This is a genomic window from Hymenobacter ruricola (genome assembly GCF_015694525.1).
GTDB classification, from domain to species: Bacteria; Bacteroidota; Bacteroidia; order Cytophagales; family Hymenobacteraceae; genus Hymenobacter; species Hymenobacter ruricola.
The window spans coordinates 32,733-46,400 of record NZ_JADQDM010000019.1; the positions used below are offsets into that span (position 1 = coordinate 32,733).

General features: G+C 63.6%; 14 protein-coding genes. 10 read left to right on the forward strand and 4 right to left on the reverse strand.

Features of this window, described 5'->3' with window-relative positions:
- Positions 1 to 29: 29 nt before the first annotated feature.
- The 4 genes from I2H31_RS22215 (at position 30) to I2H31_RS22230 (ending at position 4,922) form a co-directional block, all read left to right on the forward strand.
- Positions 30 to 1,592 carry a hydroxymethylglutaryl-CoA reductase gene (locus I2H31_RS22215; RefSeq protein WP_196295254.1) on the forward strand — a complete coding sequence of 521 codons (1,563 nt, stop codon included), beginning with the start codon at positions 30 to 32 and terminating at the stop codon, positions 1,590 to 1,592.
- Between the two features lie 54 nt (positions 1,593 to 1,646).
- Positions 1,647 to 3,221: a T9SS type A sorting domain-containing protein gene (locus I2H31_RS22220; protein WP_196295255.1), complete on the forward strand. Its 1,575-nt coding sequence runs from the start codon at positions 1,647 to 1,649 to the stop codon at positions 3,219 to 3,221.
- Positions 3,222 to 3,311: 90 nt separating this feature from the next.
- Positions 3,312 to 4,055, forward strand: a complete 744-nt coding sequence (locus tag I2H31_RS22225) for a hypothetical protein (RefSeq protein WP_196295256.1) — start codon at positions 3,312 to 3,314, stop codon at positions 4,053 to 4,055.
- A gap of 132 nt (positions 4,056 to 4,187) precedes the next feature.
- Entirely contained in the window at positions 4,188 to 4,922 is a 735-nt protein-coding gene (locus I2H31_RS22230) for a hypothetical protein (RefSeq protein WP_196295257.1), read from the forward strand.
- A 77-nt stretch (positions 4,923 to 4,999) separates the two neighbouring features.
- Here the strand turns inward: I2H31_RS22230 and I2H31_RS22235 are convergent, their stop codons facing one another.
- The 3 genes from I2H31_RS22235 to I2H31_RS22245 all read right to left on the reverse strand — a co-directional run bounded on the left by I2H31_RS22235 (position 5,000) and on the right by I2H31_RS22245 (position 8,598).
- Positions 5,000 to 5,539, reverse strand: coding sequence for a hypothetical protein (locus tag I2H31_RS22235; protein ID WP_196295258.1), 540 nt, complete (start codon positions 5,537 to 5,539; stop codon positions 5,000 to 5,002).
- 64 nt (positions 5,540 to 5,603) lie between these two features.
- Positions 5,604 to 6,809: a homogentisate 1,2-dioxygenase gene (locus I2H31_RS22240; RefSeq protein ID WP_196295259.1), complete on the reverse strand. Its 1,206-nt coding sequence runs from the start codon at positions 6,807 to 6,809 to the stop codon at positions 5,604 to 5,606.
- A 112-nt stretch (positions 6,810 to 6,921) separates the two neighbouring features.
- On the reverse strand, positions 6,922 to 8,598 hold the full coding sequence (locus I2H31_RS22245; RefSeq protein WP_196295260.1) for a S41 family peptidase: 1,677 nt from the start codon (positions 8,596 to 8,598) through the stop codon (positions 6,922 to 6,924).
- 416 nt (positions 8,599 to 9,014) lie between these two features.
- On the opposite strand from I2H31_RS22245, the gene ruvX reads away from it, so the two are divergent.
- The 3 genes from ruvX to I2H31_RS22260 all read left to right on the forward strand — a co-directional run bounded on the left by ruvX (position 9,015) and on the right by I2H31_RS22260 (position 11,283).
- Positions 9,015 to 9,440, forward strand: coding sequence for a Holliday junction resolvase RuvX (gene ruvX, locus I2H31_RS22250; RefSeq protein ID WP_196295261.1), 426 nt, complete (start codon positions 9,015 to 9,017; stop codon positions 9,438 to 9,440).
- Positions 9,441 to 9,567: 127 nt separating this feature from the next.
- On the forward strand, positions 9,568 to 10,176 hold the full coding sequence (gene def / locus I2H31_RS22255) for a peptide deformylase (protein WP_196295262.1): 609 nt from the start codon (positions 9,568 to 9,570) through the stop codon (positions 10,174 to 10,176).
- Between the two features lie 129 nt (positions 10,177 to 10,305).
- Complete coding sequence (locus tag I2H31_RS22260; protein WP_317192256.1) at positions 10,306 to 11,283, forward strand: zinc dependent phospholipase C family protein; 978 nt, start codon at positions 10,306 to 10,308, stop codon at positions 11,281 to 11,283.
- Positions 11,284 to 11,334: 51 nt separating this feature from the next.
- Here the strand turns inward: I2H31_RS22260 and I2H31_RS22265 are convergent, their stop codons facing one another.
- Entirely contained in the window at positions 11,335 to 12,252 is a 918-nt protein-coding gene (locus tag I2H31_RS22265; RefSeq protein ID WP_196295263.1) for an ion channel, read from the reverse strand.
- A 182-nt stretch (positions 12,253 to 12,434) separates the two neighbouring features.
- Here I2H31_RS22265 and I2H31_RS22270 point away from each other — a divergent pair, with 182 nt between their 5' ends.
- From I2H31_RS22270 to I2H31_RS22280, 3 genes are all read left to right on the forward strand, one after another.
- A complete protein-coding gene (locus I2H31_RS22270; RefSeq protein WP_196295264.1) occupies positions 12,435 to 12,809 on the forward strand; it encodes a DMT family protein in 375 nt (124 codons plus the stop codon).
- An 83-nt stretch (positions 12,810 to 12,892) separates the two neighbouring features.
- Complete coding sequence (locus I2H31_RS22275; protein WP_196295265.1) at positions 12,893 to 13,222, forward strand: CD225/dispanin family protein; 330 nt, start codon at positions 12,893 to 12,895, stop codon at positions 13,220 to 13,222.
- Between the two features lie 19 nt (positions 13,223 to 13,241).
- Positions 13,242 to 13,616: a DUF2752 domain-containing protein gene (locus I2H31_RS22280; protein ID WP_317192257.1), complete on the forward strand. Its 375-nt coding sequence runs from the start codon at positions 13,242 to 13,244 to the stop codon at positions 13,614 to 13,616.
- Positions 13,617 to 13,668 lie beyond the last annotated feature (52 nt).

A 13,668-nucleotide genomic window follows, 5' to 3' on the forward strand; every position in this document is an offset into this window, starting at 1 on the left:
ATTCCCACGCATCCTCAGCCCTTCTCCAAATGGTCTTCACTCCCAGCCCCATGCTTCTCAAGCTGCTGTACACGCGCGGCAGCCTGCACAACCTGCCCCACAACGCCGGCGTGGCTTTCAGCATCAAAAACCGCCTCGACACCGTGAAGGTGACCGGTTTCCGGCAGGTGCAGATTGGGGACGTGGTGGTGCCGGCCGCCAACATCCGGGTCGACCTGGGCAACGGCGAGCTGCGCCCCGCCGCCGATATTAACGCCGACGGCCAGGCCATCGACCTGCCCGTGGGCCGCTCCCTGACCATTTTGCTCGACACGCCGGCCCTGGCCGAGGGCATTCACGCCATCCAGGCCTGGTTTTCGAGCGACGTGTTCGGCGACCTGCACGTGGAAGTGGAAGACGCCATCGTGGGCGTGGCCAATTTCAAGCCCCGCATCCCGCGCTCCGACGAGGACGATTATTCCGAAGCCGCCATTGCCGCTCGCCAGCGCTTCGCCGAGCAGTTTTCGGAAAAAGAATTCACCCACATCAAGCACTATTCCTTCGACGCCCACCAGCTGCAGGGCAACTGCGAGCATTTCATGGGCGTGGCCCAGATTCCGGTGGGCCTGGCCGGCCCGCTGACGGTGAACGGCGAGCATGCGCAGGGCGATTTCCTAATCCCGATGGCCACCACCGAAGGTACCCTGGTGGCCAGCTACAACCGCGGCATGCAGGTGCTGAACCTGTGCGGCGGGGTGAAGTGCACCGTCATCGGCGACGCCATGCAGCGGGCGCCGGTGTTCGTGTTCAACGACGCGCGCGGCGCCCGCGACTTTGGCAAGTGGGTGGAAGACAACATCGACCTGATTCGGCCGCAGGCCGAAAGCACCTCCAGCGTGGCCAAGCTGCAGTACATCGACACGTATTTGAGCAACAAGTTTGCCTACCTGCGCTTCAATTTCAGCACCGGCGACGCGGCCGGCCAGAACATGGTGGGCCGGGCCACCTTCGCCGCCTGCTCCTGGATTCTGGAGAATTACAAAGACGTCAAAATCGAGCATTTCTACCTCGAATCGAACTTCGCCACCGACAAAAAAGCCTCGCAAATCAACGTGATGCGCACCCGGGGTAAGCGCGTGGTGGCCGAGGCCGTGGTGAAGCGCGACGTGCTACAGCAGCGCATGCGCGTGACGCCCGAGCAGCTGGCCTACCACGGGCAGGTGAGCAACGTGGGCGCCTTCATTTCGGGGGCCAACAACAACGGCGCGCACTCGGCCAACGGCATCACGGCCCTGTTCATCGCCACCGGCCAGGACGTGGCCAACGTGAGCGAGTCCTCGGCCGGCATTCTGTATTCGGAAGTGACGAAGGAGGGGGATTTGTACATCAGCATCACCATCCCGTCGCTCATCGTGGCCACCCACGGCGGCGGCACCGGCCTGGCCACCCAAAACGAATGCCTGCAGATGCTGGGCTGCGTGGGCCGCGGCACGGTGCGCAAGTTTGCCGAAATCGTGGCTGGCGTGGTGTTGGCCGGCGAGCTGAGCCTGGGCGCCGCCATCAGCAGCTCCGACTGGGTGAGCAGCCACGAGCAGTACGGCCGCAACCGGTAGGTTCGCGCTTTATTTCGTTATCGCTGTTCGCTGGCTATGACCCAACTTCTACGTATGCAAGCTGCCCGTTGCGGGCGCTTATTGCCTTTGCTGGTGCTGCTGGCGGGCGCGGCACGGGCGCAGTCGCCGCACCCGAACGTGCTCATCAGCGCCGTCAACAATCCCAACGAAACGGCCATCATGCTCAATCCCAAAAACCCGCAGGAGGTGGTGGCCGGGGCCAACCTCAACAATGCCTACTTCAGCACCAACGGCGGGCAGACTTGGACGCGGCAGCAGCTGACCTCCCCCCAAACCGTGTACGGCGACCCTGGTGTGGCATGCGACACCACCGGCGCGTTCTACTTTCTGCACCTGACCAACCCCGGCACCGGCGGGCTAAGCTACCCGTTCATTGACCGCATGCAGGTGCAGCGGGCGGCTTCTGTGGCCGGGTCGTTTAGCCTGCGCGGCTCTTTTGGACTGAACCCGCCCAAGCAGCAGGACAAGGGCTGGCTGGCTGTGGACCGCCGCACCAACGCCCTGTACTGCACCTGGACCGAGTTTGACACCTACGCCAGTCTAAACGCCCGCGACAGCACCCGCATCCTGTTCAGCCGCAGCCTCGATGGCGCCCAGACTTGGAGCGCGCCCGTGCGCATCAGCCGCCGCGGCGGCGATGCCCGGGACGAAAGCAACACCGTGGAAGGCGCCGTGCCCGCCGCCGGCCCCAACGGCGAGGTGTACGTGAGTTGGGCCGGGCCGCGCGGCATCGAGTTCAACCGCTCGCTCGATGGCGGCCTCACCTGGCCCCAGGGCGAGCGCCTGGTGAGCCCCCAGCCCGGCGGCTGGGCCTACGGCGTGCCCGGCCTCGACCGCAGCAACGGCCTGCCCGTGACGGCCTGCGACCTGAGCCGGGGCCCGCGCCGGGGCACCCTCTACGTGAACTGGACCGACCAGCGCAACGGCCCCTCCGACACCGACGTGTGGCTGGCCAGCAGCGCCGACGGCGGCCTGACCTGGACCGCCCCGCGCCGCGTGAACAACGACCCCGCCGGCACCCACCAGTTCCTGACCTGGATGGCCGTAGACCAGGTGACCGGCTACCTGTGGTTTGTGTTTTACGACCGCCGCAACTACCCCGCGGGCAGTGAGCAAACCGACGTGTACGGCGCCCGCAGCACCGACGGCGGCCTCACGTTCCAGAACTTCCGGCTGAGCCAAACGCCCTTCACGCCCGATGACTTAGGCTTTCTCGGCGACTACAACAACATCACGGCTCACAACAACGTGGTGCGCCCTTGCTGGACGCGCATGGAAGCCAACCTGACCACCAGCGTCTGGACGGCCCTCCTCGACCCCACGCTGCTGGCCAGCACCGCCGCCAGCCCCGTCGGCCTGCGCCTGGAGGCCTACCCCTCGCCCGCCCGCGAGCTGCTGAACGTGGCCTGGGAATTGCCTGGTGCTACCGAATGCCGCCTGACGCTGCGCGATGCCCTGGGCCGGGTGGTGAACGGCACGGCGCGCCGGTTTATGGCCGGGGCGCAACAGGTGGCATTGCCGGTGAGCGGCCTGGCGCCCGGCGTGTATACCCTCGAAGCGCAACTGGGCAGCCAGCGCTTGTTCCGCCGGGTGCTGGTGCAGCACTAGCGCCGGGCTCCTCCACTCTAGCCTACTTGTTTGGCCTTGTACTTTTCCTCCTTATTTTCTCTCACTTAATTGCTCTCCCCGACCCAACACATGATACGCTCGGCAGTCATTGCATTCTTTGGGGGGGCCCTGCTGCTGGCCGCTCAGTCGCCCGCCTGCGCCCAGGCCCAAACCGACCGCGACCTGGTCGACCTCCGCATGGACCTTTACCAGCGGGCCAACTCGCCCGACGCGCTGGAGCGCATGCGCAAGGACCTCATCAACGCCCCCGAGGCCTACCTGGTGAGCGTGGAGCAGCCCGGCGCGCTGGTGCTGGGCAACAAGCGCCGGGTGCGCGTGCCCGCCCTGCGCTACAACGTGGCCCTGCACCTGCTCGAAGTGCGCGACTCGACCGGCAGCCACGTGTGGCCGCCGGGCAGCCTCGACGGCTTTTACATGGGCCAGGGCAATGACACGCGGCATTTCCGCAGCTTCGTGGTGCGCAACAGCAGCACCAAGCTGGACTTTGTGGAAGTGCTGACCCGCGACGACGACGCCTTTCTGATACTGGCCGTGCTGCACCACTACGTGCACGAAGACGCCCAACTCGACCCCATCCTGCGCACCGAAACCCGCCCGGCGCGCACCGAAATCGGCCAGGTGGTGGTGGCCGGCTCGGGGGCCAAGCCCCAGGAACCCCTGCGGGCCGTGGCGCTGAACAAACGGGAGGTGTCGCGCCTCTTCGGCACCCGCGCCGCCCAGGTCGACGCCTACGCCGCCAAAGAACACCTCAGCTACACCGACCTGGCCCAAGTGCTGCGCATGGTGGAATATTATAACCAGCAGGGAAAATAGTCCGATTGTCCGCCCTGCATTCTGAAAACCAGCGCTAACCCGGGCATCTATACCTTCTGAAACCGCACCGTAGCGGCTGGGCGGTTGTAAGTTTGTATCCCTTTTTATCAGCCCATTACTTTACCCGTTTCTGTGAAATACGCTAGCTATTTAATTGCCCTCCTTATCGGTGCGGGCGCCGCGCACCCCGCCGCGGCCCAAGCCACCCGCGACGCGGCCGAGGCGCGGGTGGCCTACCAGCAGGCCAATGCCGGCGCCACGGCCCGCTCCTACCGGGCCACCCTGGGCCAGCAGGCCAGCGGGTTTCTGGGCGGCAATGCCTTTCAGCCGGGTGCTCTGCGCACCTTCGACGGCCGCACCCGGCCCGTGCCCGGCCTGCGCTACCACGCGGGCCTGCACCTGCTCGAAGCCCAGGACTCGGTGGAGCTGGATTCGACGCACTTCTGGCCCGTGAACAGCCTGCGCGGCTTCGACCTGGGCGAGGGCGGCGACCCGGCCTCGCCCCTGCGCCGCTTCCGCGCTCGCTTGGTGAAGGAAGGCAGCGCCGGCACCCGCCGCGAGTACGTGGAGGTGCTCACCGCCATCGACGCGGGCCCCCTGCTGCTGGCCTGGCTCTACGCCCCCAGCCCCGAAGCCGCGCCCAACGGCAAGCGCCCGCTGGTGGGCCTGCTGCTGGCCGGCCCCGGCACCACGGGCACCGAACCGCTGCGCCCGCTCGAACCCAGCGAGTCGTCGGTGCTGCGCCTGTTTGGGGCCCGTGCCGACGCCGTGCGCACCTTCGCCACCGGCCAGCACCTCGACTACACCCGCCCGGCCGACATCGCCAAAATGATGGACCACTACAACCGACTAGCCGTGGTGAAATAGCTTTGGCAGTCAATGTCCTAAATAAAAAAGCCGGCCCTCACGGGTCGGCTTTTTTGTTGGCTTTGGCGCCTGAATTTTTAGAGCGGGTTGGCCGTCACCTTGAAGCGGGAATCGGCCTTCACCGTGTATTTGAGAGTGTTGGGGTCGAAGGCTTTATTGTTGGTTTTGGCGATTACCGTCAGCTCGTAGGTTTCGGATTTCAGGTACTCGTCGAGGCGGGCCGTGGTGGGCGTCAGCTTGATGGTGTTCGTGCCCTGGGGCACGCTGGTGATGTTGGCCAGCAGTATCTTGTTGTTGCCGTTGGGCGTGTTGATGTATACCTCCAAGTTGTCGAGGAAATCAAAGGTTTTGCCGGCGGGGTTGGTGATGGTGAGCACCAATTGGTCGAGGTACACGTCCTTGACCTTGTCTTTGCTGGTCTTGTTGTTCTGAAAAGAAGCCGCCGAGTTGGTCGTCACCGTCACCGGGGCCAGCAGGTTGGTGCCCGGAAACGCCGGCACTTCCACGCTTTGCGTCGTATCGACGGTGAAGGTCAGCAGCTGGTCAATCTTCTTACAGCCCACAACGAGGAGAAACAGCGCCAGCGGCGCCAACAGGAAGAATTTTTTCATGGTCATACTACAATAGGTTGGTTAAGTATACGAAAAACAACGGGCTGGAAGTTCCGCCGGGCGGGCGGCGCTAATCCATCATGTCGGCCGAGCGGGGCGGGTCGGGCACGAAGCCGGGGTTCCAACTCATGGGGTAGCGCGCGTCCACGTAGGGCAGCGCCGCCTCGGTGAGGTAGAGCGGGCGGAAGGTGTCGAGCATCACGGCCAGCTCGTGGGTTTCTTTCTTGCCGAGGCTGGCTTCTACGGTGCCGGGGTGCGGGCCGTGGGGCAGCCCCGTGGGGTGCCAGGTGAAGGAAGCCAAATCGACGCCCTTGCGCGACATGAAATTGCCGGCTACGTAGTACAGCACCTCGTCCGAGTCCACGTTGGAGTGGTTGTAGGGCGCCGGAATGCTGAGCGGGTGGTAGTCGAACAAGCGCGGCACGAAGGAGCAAATAACGTAGTTGTGCCCCTCAAAGGTCTGGTGCACGGGCGGCGGCTGGTGCAGGCGCCCCGTTATCGGCTCAAAATCGTGAATGCTGAAGGCGTAGGGGTAGAAATACCCGTCCCAGCCCACCACGTCGAACGGGCAGTGCGCGTAGGTGAGCTGGTGCAAAAAGCCCTCTTTCTTGACCTGCACCAGGTAGTCGCCCTCCGGAAAATTGCCGGTGACGAGCTCCGACGGCGGGCGCATGTCGCGCTCGCAGTAGGGCGAGTGCTCCAGTAGCTGCCCGAAGTGGTTGCGGTAGCGCCGCACCGTTTCCACGGGGCTGAACGACTCGATTATCATCAGCCGTACTGGCCCTTCCTCGAAGTGCAGCTGGTGGATGACCGTGCGCGGCACCACCACGTAGTCGCCGGGCTCGAAGGCCACTTTGCCCATCTGGCTCCACAGTTCGCCGCGGCCTTCGTGCACGAAAATCACCTCGTCGGCTTGGCCGTTTTTGTAGTAGTAGCCCATCTGCTTTTCCGTGGGATTGCAGATGCTCATGGTCACGTCGGCGTTGCCGAGGAGCGTTTGGCGGGCGGCGAGGTAGTCGCCGCCGGTGCTGGTTTGGGCCAGGGTGCGCAGGTGTTCGGGCTGCAGCGGCCGGTCTTTCAGCAGCTTAGGGGCGTAGGGTTTGGGCGTACCCACCTCTTTAATCTGAGTAGGCGGGTGCACATGGTAGAGCAGCGACGACACGCCGTGAAAGCCCAGCGTGCCCACCAGCTGCTCCGAATACAGGGAGCCGTCGGGCTGGCGGAACTGGGTGTGGCGCTTGCGCGGAATCTGGCCGAGGCGGTGGTAATGCGACATAGTTCAAGGGTGGGATGAGGCCCGTGAAGTTACGAAAAACCTGTGCCCCGAGGCTGAGCTTCGGCCCGATAGAACGTGCCGCGTGGACCGAAGCCCAGCTTCAGAGTACAACTTATTTCCCCAGCAGCGCCAGCTGCGCCGAGCTGTCGCTCACGGCGTGCAGGGCGCGCTGCAGTTCCTGGTCCTGCTCGCGCAGCACCGTGTAGTAAGCCACTGTGCCGTAGGCGCTGCGGGCGATGTAAGCCTTCAGTTGATTGCGCAGCAGCGGCGCGCAGCGGTGCACGGTGCCTGCGTCGGCCCTCACGCCATCCTGGGCGGCCTGGGCAGCCAGGCTTGTCAACTGCGCATCCGAAATACGGAACGTGGCGTTAAACTGCTCGAAGCGCAGGCCTTCCAGCTCGGCTTTGTGGCCCTGGTAGAAGTTCAGGGCGAAGGCGCGGGCCACGCCGTGGCTCAGCAGCCGCGTGTAGTAGGCCGAGTGCGCGATGGAGTCGCGGGCCACGAATACGTCGGGCGTGATGCCGCCGCCGCCGTACACGGTGCGGCCGTGGTCGGTGCGGAAGCGCAACTCTTTGGCAAACTTGATGCTGTCGGCCGAAACCAACTCGCCGCGGGCAGCACGGTTGGCCACGTCGGCGCTGTACTCGGCGTAGTTGGCGCCGTAGGGCTTCTGGATGGAGCGGCCGGCCGGCGTGTAGTAGCGCGCAATGGTGAGGCGCAGCTCGCCGCCATCGCTGAGGGTGATGGGCTGCTGCACCAAACCCTTGCCAAAGGTGCGGCGTCCCACCAGGATGGCACGGTCGTGGTCCTGCAGGGCCCCGGCCACCACCTCAGCGGCCGAGGCGCTGCCTTCGTCCACCAGCACCACCAGGGCGCCTTCCTCAAATTCGCCGGCCACTTTGGCGTAGGTCTGCGAGTCGTACTGCTCGCCCTTGCCGTCGGTGTACACGATTTTGCGCGAGCCACCGATGAACTCATCGGCCAGCCGGGTGGCGCGGTCCAGGTAGCCGCCGGGGTTGCCGCGCAGGTCCAGCACGAGGCGCGTGAGGCCCTGCCGGCGCAGGTCCACGAGCGCGGCCTTGAACTCATCGTACGTATTGGAGGCAAAGCGGCTCACCTTGATGTAGCCGGTCTGGTCGTCCACCAGGTACGCGGCGTCAATCGAGGAATTGGCAATGCGGCTGCGGGCGATGCTCACGCTCAGGTTGCGGCCCAGGGGCCGGCGGCGCAGCTCCACGGTGAGGCTGCTGCCGCGGGGGCCGCGCAGCAGCTCGCTCAGCCGGGCGGTGCTGAGGTGGGCGCCCGACACCCGCTTGCCTCCGATGCTCAGAATCTGGTCGCCGGGCTGCACGCCGGCCTGCTCGGCCGGGCCGCCGCTGAGCGGGGCCACCACCGTCATGGTATCGCGGAAGAGGTTGAACTCGATGCCCACGCCGTCGTAGTCGCTTTGCAGGAAGGCGTCGGTTTTCTGGCGGTCGCGCGCCGGGATGTACACGGAGTGCGGGTCGAGCTTTTCCAGCATCTGGCCCACGGCGTAGTCCGCGAGGCCTTCCGTGTCAACGGAGTCAGCGTAGTCGCGGTCCACGTAGCTCAGGATTTCCTTGAAGCGCAGGTAGCCGCGGGCCGTGGCGTCGGGATTTTCTGACGAAGGCCGGAAGGGGTTGTTGGCCACCAGCACGCCGCAGGCCATGGCCAGGGCAAGCAACACGCCCTGCCGCAGCCACCCACGCCGCGGCCGGGGGGCAGCAGCGTGGACGGGTTCCGGAACAACGGGAGGGGTAGCAGACATTAATGGAGTATAGTTGTTAGCGTATAGAATAAATTGTAAGTTGAAATCAAAACTATTGAAACTTTCTCAGTTTATACAACAAACAGATAGTGGGAAGCCAATTTCTTTAATAAATACAGTATTTTAGATTCAAAAAGCAAATAAAGGGGTTAAATATCCGGGATATTGCAATTGAAAATCAATCTTAATGACGCTCATTTTGACGAGTAAATTTATAACTTTACTCATTTAACATTGAAGTACTTTCGATAAGCCGGGGCAAAACCTCGCCGAGCAAAGGTCTTTTCGATGTCGGCGGGGGCGTGGTGTGGCAACTACGACAACGGTTGAGCTTCGGTTTGGGCCCTGCCCCTGCCCGTATCTTTGCCCCGGCGGCTCCGGCCGTCGCTTCCTCTACGCTTTTACCCCCCTGGCACATGGGCCGCATTCTCGCCATCGATTACGGAAATAAGCGCGTGGGCCTCGCCGTGACCGACCCGCTGTGCCTCATTGCCTCGCCGCTGGAAACCATCCACAGCAAGGAATTGGTGGCGTACGTGAAGGCCTACCAGCAGCGCGAGCCCTTGCGGGCCGTGGTGGTGGGCATGCCGCGCACGCTGCTCAACGAGCCTACTGACGCCACCAGCGCCGTGGTGGGCCTGCTTCGCACGCTGCGCCGCGAGCTGCCCGACGTGCCCGTGCACGAGCTCGACGAACGGTTTACTTCGCGCATGGCCCACGCCGCCATGCTGGCCGGCGGCCTGGGCCAGAAGGCCCGCCGCGACAAGGCCACGGTGGACCGCGTGAGCGCCACCTTAATTTTGCAGTCGTTTCTCGAATCGCCGCTGATGCGGGACGTTTAATAGTTGAATTACCGAAACGTCATGTCGAGCGCAGCCGAGACATCTCGCTCGGAAAACTAATTAGCTAAAGCACGCGAGATGTCTCGGCTGCGCTCGACATGACGTTCCTTTTGACCATTTTACTACTATGATTTATTCCATTGTCGCCATCGGCGACCCCGTGCTGAAAACCAAAGCCAAGAACCTGCCCGCCGACCTGCCCGCTGCCGAGCTCAAGCAGCTGGTGGCCGACATGTTTGAAACCATGTACTCCGCCAACGGCGTGGGGCTGGCCGCGCCCCAGATTGGCAAGGCCGTCCGCCTGTTTGTGATGGACTCGACCCCGATGGTGGAGCTGGACGAGGAAGACCTGGCCGAGCTGGAAGAAGGCGAAACGCCCGAGCCGCCCGTGAAGCGCGCCTTCCTCAACCCGCAGATGGTGAGCGAAACCGGCGAAGAATGGGGCTTTGAGGAAGGTTGCCTGAGCATTCCCGGCATCCGGGAGCTGGTGACGCGCCATGCCGACATCGTGCTGCGCTACGAGGACGAAAACCGCCAGGTGCACGAGGAAGCGTTTTCGGGCATGGCGGCTCGCATCATTCAGCACGAGTACGACCACCTGGAGGGCATCCTGTTCACCGACAAGCTCTCGGGCTTCAAAAAGCAGCTGCTGAAGGGCAAGCTGGCCCGCATCAGCAAGGGCGACGTGAAGCACGACTACCGCATGAAGTTTGCCGGCGACGGCAAGCGGCGGTAATTTTTTGCTATTTGTCATCCTGAGCATTCTGCGAGAGCAGAGACGAAGGACCTTCGTCTCTGCTCTCGCAGAATGCTCAGGATGACAAAAGAAACACAATTCCGCAGCCGGTTCCGTACCTTGTTAGCCGTGAAAAAATACGGACTGTTTCTGCTGCTTTGCTTGCCGCTCTTGCTGGCGGCCTACCAGGCCCAGGCCTGGGGATTTTTTGGCCACCGGCTGCTGAACCGGCTGGCCGTGTACACGCTGCCGCCGGGCATGTTTGGCTTTTACAAGGCCAACATCGACTACCTGACGGTGAACGCCACGCGGCCCGACTCGCGGCGCACCATCGTGCCCGACGAGGCCCCCAAGCACTTTCTGGACGTGGACCGCTACGGCGACAGCGCCGAATACAAGCTCCCCCGCAAGTACGCCGACGCCGTGGCCCGCTACGGCGAAGACTCGCTGCAACGCCACGGCATCGTGCCCTGGAACGTGGTGGCCATGAAAAACCAGCTCACCGCCGCTTTCAAGGCCAAGGACACCGACCGGATTCTGCGCCTTTCGGCCGACATGGGGCACTACGTGGCCGATGCCTGCGTGCCGCTGCACACCACCCGAAATTACAACGGCCAGCTCACCGGCCAGCGCGGCATCCACGGGCTGTGGGAGTCGCGGCTGCCCGAGCTGCTGAGCGCCGACTACGACCTGTTTACGGGCAAAGCGCAGTACCTCGACGACCCCACCAAGGCCATTTGGGCGGCCGTTATCCGCTCGCACGCGGCCGTCGATTCGGTGCTGCTGTTTGAGCGGCAGTTGACGGCGCAATCGGCCGGCGACCAGAAATTTGGCTACGAGCAGCGCGGCAACAACACGGTGCGCACGTATTCGCGCGAGTTCAGCCGGGCCTACCACGCCCGGCTCAACGGGCAGGTGGAGCGCCAGATGCGCTACGCCGCGTCGCTGATTGGCAACTTCTGGTTTACCTGCTGGGTCGATGGCGGCTCGCCCGATTTGAGCCAGCTGCCGCGCACGCCGTCGGAAGTGGAAAAGCAACGGCTGGAGCGTGAGGCGAAGGAAGCCGCGGCCAAGCCCGTGGTGGCCGCGCCGGGGCACGACGAGTAAACGCTTCGCTTAATTAAGGAATGAGGAATTTGAGTTTTACCGGCTATTTCCTCATTCCTCATTGAGCGGCAGCGTCTCGTGCAGAAGGTCCAAATCGACCACGGCGATGCCGTCATCGTCGACCTCGTAGGCGCGAAGGAAGCGGCGGTGCCACTCTATTTCGTCGTGGGTGTAGGAGTTGCGGGCGTGCACGTCCTGCGCAAAGGTGTCGTCGTAGCCTTTGAGCTGGATGATGATTTCCACGTCGAGGCGCTCATAATCTTCAGCCTGAAGCTCGTAGAGCGGGCTTTCCGGGGTGATGTCGTGCACCAGCGTCCAGCTCAGCGGGAAAAAGCTGAGGGAGTCGCGCTCCAGCGGCAAAAAGGCATAAGTCTGGTCGGTGGTGACGGGGTGCACGGTTTTGAGCAGCACGCGGGCCTGCAAGTCAATGAGGATGTTGGAACGCTGGTTGGCGATGCGGAACTGCAGGCAGGGCAGGCCGTTGGCCCGGCGGCTGATGATGGCCGTGCGGCTGAAATGAATGCGCGCCGTGGGCCGCGAAAACCGCCCGTAGAGCAAGCCCGTGGCCAGCGCAAACGTGAGCACGCCCACCAAAGCCTCCATGCTCGACACGAAGCCCGAGCCGTTGGTGGCCGGGTACACGTGCCCGTAGCCGACGGAAGTGAAGGTTTGGATGGAGAAAAACAGCGCGCTCAGAAAGTCCTGCCACCAGCCGCGCGGCGCCATCACGCCCGGCAGGCTTTCGAGGCCGAGGGCGAGGTACACGAACGCAAACACCACGTTCAGCACGCTGAAAAACACCACCACTAGGCCGATGAACGGCCACCAGTTCATGCGGGTGAGCCATTGGTACGGGTCGTGGCGGTGCGGGCCGCCGCGCCGCCGCACGTTAAAAGAGCCGTCGTGGTTGATGGCCCGCTTGGTGCGGCGCGAGAACTTCTCGCCGATGCCGGGGTCGAGAGTGGGCATTTTCGGTTTAGAAAGGGCAATTGGATAAGGCACCACAAGAACGGTCATGCGGAACTTGTCGAAGCATCTCTACCGCGCAAGCAATCCATTCGTATGGGGTAACTGCTGCGGTAGAGATGCTTCGACAAGCTCAGCATGACCGTTCTTGTGACTCGCCAAAAATACCTTGCATCCCCCACTCCATGAAAGGCGTCTATTCCCTGCTACTGCTCACCATCTCCAACCTGTTCATGACGTTTGCCTGGTACGGGCACCTGCACTTGTTCAAGAAAATGGCCTGGTTTGCCAAGCTGGGCCTGTTTGGCGTCATCCTCGTGAGCTGGGGCCTAGCGCTGTTTGAGTACATTTTTCAGGTGCCGGCCAACCGGCTGGGGTTCGAGGAAAACGGCGGGCCGTTCAGCCTGTTCCAGCTCAAGGTCATTCAGGAAGTCATCACCCTTACGGTGTTCACGGTGTGCGCCGTGTTCGTGTTCAAAACCGACAAGCTGGGCTGGAATCACATCGTGGGTTTCGTGCTGCTGGTGGCGGCGGTTTACGTCATCTTTAAGAAGTGGTAGCGGTTGGTGGGAGTTAGCGGCTTTTTCGGTAATCTTGCTGCTAATCCGGTTTCATCACCTCAAATCCCCATCAACAACTTCGCATGGAGCAACCCTACCAACCCAATTCCGGCGCCGGCTTCGGCGGCATGCCGCCCATGGGCCCGCCGCCCAAAAACTGGCTCGTCGAGTCCATCCTCGTCACCATTTTCTGCTGCCTGCCCTTCGGCATCGTGGGCATCATCAAAGCCGCCGAAGTGAACAGCAAAATGGCTGCCGGGGACTATGCCGGGGCCCAGGAGTCGTCGCAGGCCGCCGGCAAGTGGACCAAAATCGGCTTCTTCGTGTCGCTGGCGGGCGGCGTTATCTACGGCTTGCTGCTGGCGTTTGGCATTGGCTCGGCCGTCATGTCGGGCATGACGGGTGCTCACTAACAGCCGTTTCTGGCCGGCGGTGCTCTTGCTGGGAGCGTTGGGGCTCGGCGCCGTGTACTTCGTGCTCGACCCAGCCCAACACCCCTTTCCGCGGTGCCCGTTTTTGCTGCTCACGGGGCTGTATTGCCCCGGCTGCGGCTCGCAGCGGGCCCTGCACGCGCTGCTGCACGGCGAGGTGGGCCGCGCGGCCGGCTTCAACCTGCTGGCCGTGGCGTGCGCGCCGCTGCTGGCCGTGGGCGCCGCCGATGGCAGCCGCGCCTGGTTCACGGGCCGGGTGCAACGCGCGGCGCTGCTGTACCGGCCGTGGCCGGCGTGGCTGGTGGCGGGCGGCACGGTGGCTTTCGGCGTGCTGCGCAACCTGCCCGGGCCGCTGGGTGCGTGGCTGGCGCCGTAGCCGGCCGGCGCTTTTTCACTACAAATCCCTGGCTTGAGGCAGCTCAGCCGGG